Annotated in this window: 4 protein-coding genes; 2 read left to right on the top strand and 2 right to left on the bottom strand. The window is 68.0% G+C overall.

Annotated features, from left to right (window positions below):
- Both WAN02_RS21485 and WAN02_RS21480 read left to right on the top strand, forming a co-directional pair.
- A partial coding sequence (locus WAN02_RS21485; protein WP_422266241.1) for a hypothetical protein occupies positions 1-191 on the top strand: 191 nt, incomplete at its 5' end.
- Positions 192-196: 5 nt separating this feature from the next.
- Positions 197-1075, top strand: coding sequence for a PAC2 family protein (locus tag WAN02_RS21480; protein ID WP_422266240.1), 879 nt, complete (start codon positions 197-199; stop codon positions 1073-1075).
- Here WAN02_RS21480 and WAN02_RS21475 read toward each other — a convergent pair.
- Positions 1072-1953 carry an SDR family oxidoreductase gene (locus WAN02_RS21475; protein WP_422266239.1) on the bottom strand — a complete coding sequence of 294 codons (882 nt, stop codon included), beginning with the start codon at positions 1951-1953 and terminating at the stop codon, positions 1072-1074. The two genes, WAN02_RS21480 and WAN02_RS21475, sit on opposite strands and share 4 nt — an antisense overlap.
- Before the next feature lie 16 nt (positions 1954-1969).
- Positions 1970-2894, bottom strand: a 925-nt coding sequence (gene mshC, locus WAN02_RS21470; protein WP_422266238.1) for a cysteine--1-D-myo-inosityl 2-amino-2-deoxy-alpha-D-glucopyranoside ligase, incomplete at its 5' end; no start/stop codon positions are given.

Raw genomic sequence — 2894 nt, 5'->3', positions numbered from 1 at the left:
AACGCCTCTCGACCAGAAAAGTCTACGTCGTCACCCGACGTCTGGACGCCCAGCTCGACCCGAACCGCCTGGCGGTCGCGGTACCCCTGAGCGCCAGCTCGCGGATCTTGTCGGCAATGACAAGCATAGCCGGACTATGGAAAGTCAGTCCTTGCTCTGCGCGCCGCGCCATAGGTCAGGCTTTACGCTGAATGACGTGACCTCGCCGGACGTCAGCGCCTCCCTTCCCGAACTGCACAACACGATCGTGGTGGCTGCGTTCGAGGGCTGGAACGACGCCGGTGACGCCGCCAGCGACGCGCTGGAGCACCTGGACGCCATCTGGGAGGCCGATCCGATCGTCGAGATCGACGACGAGGCGTACTACGACTACCAGGTGAATCGTCCGGTGATCCGCCAGGTCGACGGCGTCACCCGGGAACTGGTCTGGCCGTCGATGCGGATCTCGCATTGCCGGCCGCCGGGCGCCGACCGAGACATCGTGTTGATGCACGGTGTGGAGCCCAACATGCGGTGGCGCACGTTCTGCGCCGAGCTGCTGACCGTCGCCGACAAGCTCAACGTCGACACCGTGGTGATCCTCGGCGCGCTGCTGGCCGATACTCCGCACACCCGGCCGGTGCCGGTGTCCGGGGCGGCCTACTCCCCCGAGTCGGCGCACCGCTTCGGTCTGCAGGAAACCCGGTACGAGGGCCCGACCGGCATCGCCGGGGTGTTCCAGGACGCCTGCGTCGCTGCTGGGATACCGGCCGTGACGTTCTGGGCGGCCGTCCCGCACTACGTGTCGCAACCGCCGAACCCGAAAGCGACCGTCGCGCTGCTGCGCCGCGTCGAGGACGTCCTCGACATCGAGGTGCCGCTGGCTGATCTGCCGGCCCAAGCCGAGGAGTGGGAGCAGGCGGTCACCGAGATGACGACCGACGATGACGAGATCGCCGAGTACGTGCAGTCACTGGAGCAGCGGGGTGACGCCGAGGTCGACATGACCGAGGCGCTGGGCAAGATCGACGGCGACGCGCTGGCCGCCGAGTTCGAGCGCTATCTGCGGCGTCGCCGCCCAGGCTTCGGGCGTTAAGACTTCTCCAACTGTTGGGTGTGGGCGCTAATCGAACGCCCGAGCGCCGCCACCTCGGCGTCCATCTGGGCCACCTGCCCGCCGGCGGTCTTGAGGAGCGGGCCCTCGCCGAACCGGGTCGACAGGAACGGCTTCAGCCAACGGAACATGCTTACCCAGCCCGGGCAGTAGACCCGCTTCTTGCGGTGCTCGATGCCGTCAACGAATGCCGCGGCGCACTTGTCCACCGAGGTGGTCTTGTTCAACGGCCACGGGAACTTCGCCAGCTGCTCCCGAAACACCGGCACGTCTTTCTGGGTGTCGCGAACCAGCGCGGTGTCGATCCAGGACATGTGCGCCGAGCCAACGGCCACGCCGAGGTGAGTGACCTCGAGCCGCAACGCGTGCGCGAGATGCTCGTTGCCGGCCTTGGACATGTCGTAGGGCGCCATTCCCGGCGCCGCCGCGAACGCCGCCAGCGACGAGACGACCAAGACATAGCCGCGGCGTTCGATGATCGACGGCAAGGCGGCCCGCACAGTGTGGAAGACGCCGAGCAGGTTGACGTCCAGCACTCGCTTGACCGCGTCCGGGTCGACGTGCAACACCGAGCCGTAGCTGGCGATACCGGCATTGGCGACGATGGTGTCGATGCCACCGAACTTCTCGACGGCCTGCGCGGCTGCGTCCTGCATGGCGGCGAGATCGCGGACGTCGGCAACTACGGTCAGCACGTGTTCGTCGCCGCCCAATTCGGCGGACCTTTCGGCCAGCGCGGCCTCGTCGAGGTCGGTGAGCACCAGCTTGGCGCCCTTGGCGTGCAACCGGCGGGCCACCTCGGCACCGATTCCCTGGCCGCCACCGGTGATGAATACGACTTGCGAGTCAACTGACGTCATGGCCGCAACCTACCTCCTAGTGCCGCAGTGATGACAGGTCCACTCCAAGCAGCGCATCCACTGCCCCGGCGACTGCGCGCGGCGCCTCAGCGTCGTGGCCACCGTATTCCAGCGCATCGGTAGTCCAACCATCCAGTGCGGCAAGCGCTTTGGGTGTATCGAGGTCGTCGGCGAGGTACTGGCGCAGCCGGGCGATCAGGTCGGCTGCGTCCGGCCCAGCGGGCAATGCGGTGGCGGTTCGCCACCGCTGCAGGCGCGTGTTGGCGTCTTCCAGCACCTGCGGCCCCCAGTCGCGGTCGGCCCGATAGTGTCCGGCCAGCAGGCCCAGCCGGATGGCCGCGGGGTCCACACCCTCGGCACGCAAACCCGACACCAGCACCAGGTTGCCGCGGCTCTTGGACATCTTGTGGCCGTCCCAACCGATCATGCCGGCGTGCACGTAGTGCCCCGCGAAACGCCTTTCGCCGCTGACGGATTCGGCGTGCGCGGCGGTGAATTCGTGATGCGGGAAGATCAGATCGCTGCCGCCGCCCTGGATGTCCAGGCCACTGCCGATACGACTGAGCGCGATCGCCGCGCACTCGACGTGCCAACCCGGTCGGCCGGGCCCGAACGGCGACGGCCAGCTCGGCTCCCCCGGCCGCTCGGCACGCCAGAGCAACGCGTCGAGCTGATCGGATTTGCCGGCCCGGTCCGGGTCGCCGCCGCGTTCGGCGAACAGCGTCAGCATGGTGTCGCGGCCGTAGCCGGACTCGTAGCCGAACTGCAGGGTGGCGTCGGCGCGGTAGTACACGTCGGGGAATTCGGCGTCGTCGACGATGTACGCCGCCCCCGAGGCCAGCATCTTCTCGACCAGCTCGACGACCTCGGCCACCGTGTCGGTTGCCGCCACATATTCGCGGGGCGGCAACACCCGCAGAGCGGTCATGTCGTCGCGGTAC

The organism is Mycobacterium sp., from assembly GCF_049281135.1.
Taxonomy (GTDB): Bacteria; Actinomycetota; Actinomycetes; order Mycobacteriales; family Mycobacteriaceae; genus Mycobacterium.
The sequence above is the reverse complement of the archived record's forward strand: the minus strand, read 5'-3'. Positions and strand labels throughout refer to the sequence as shown.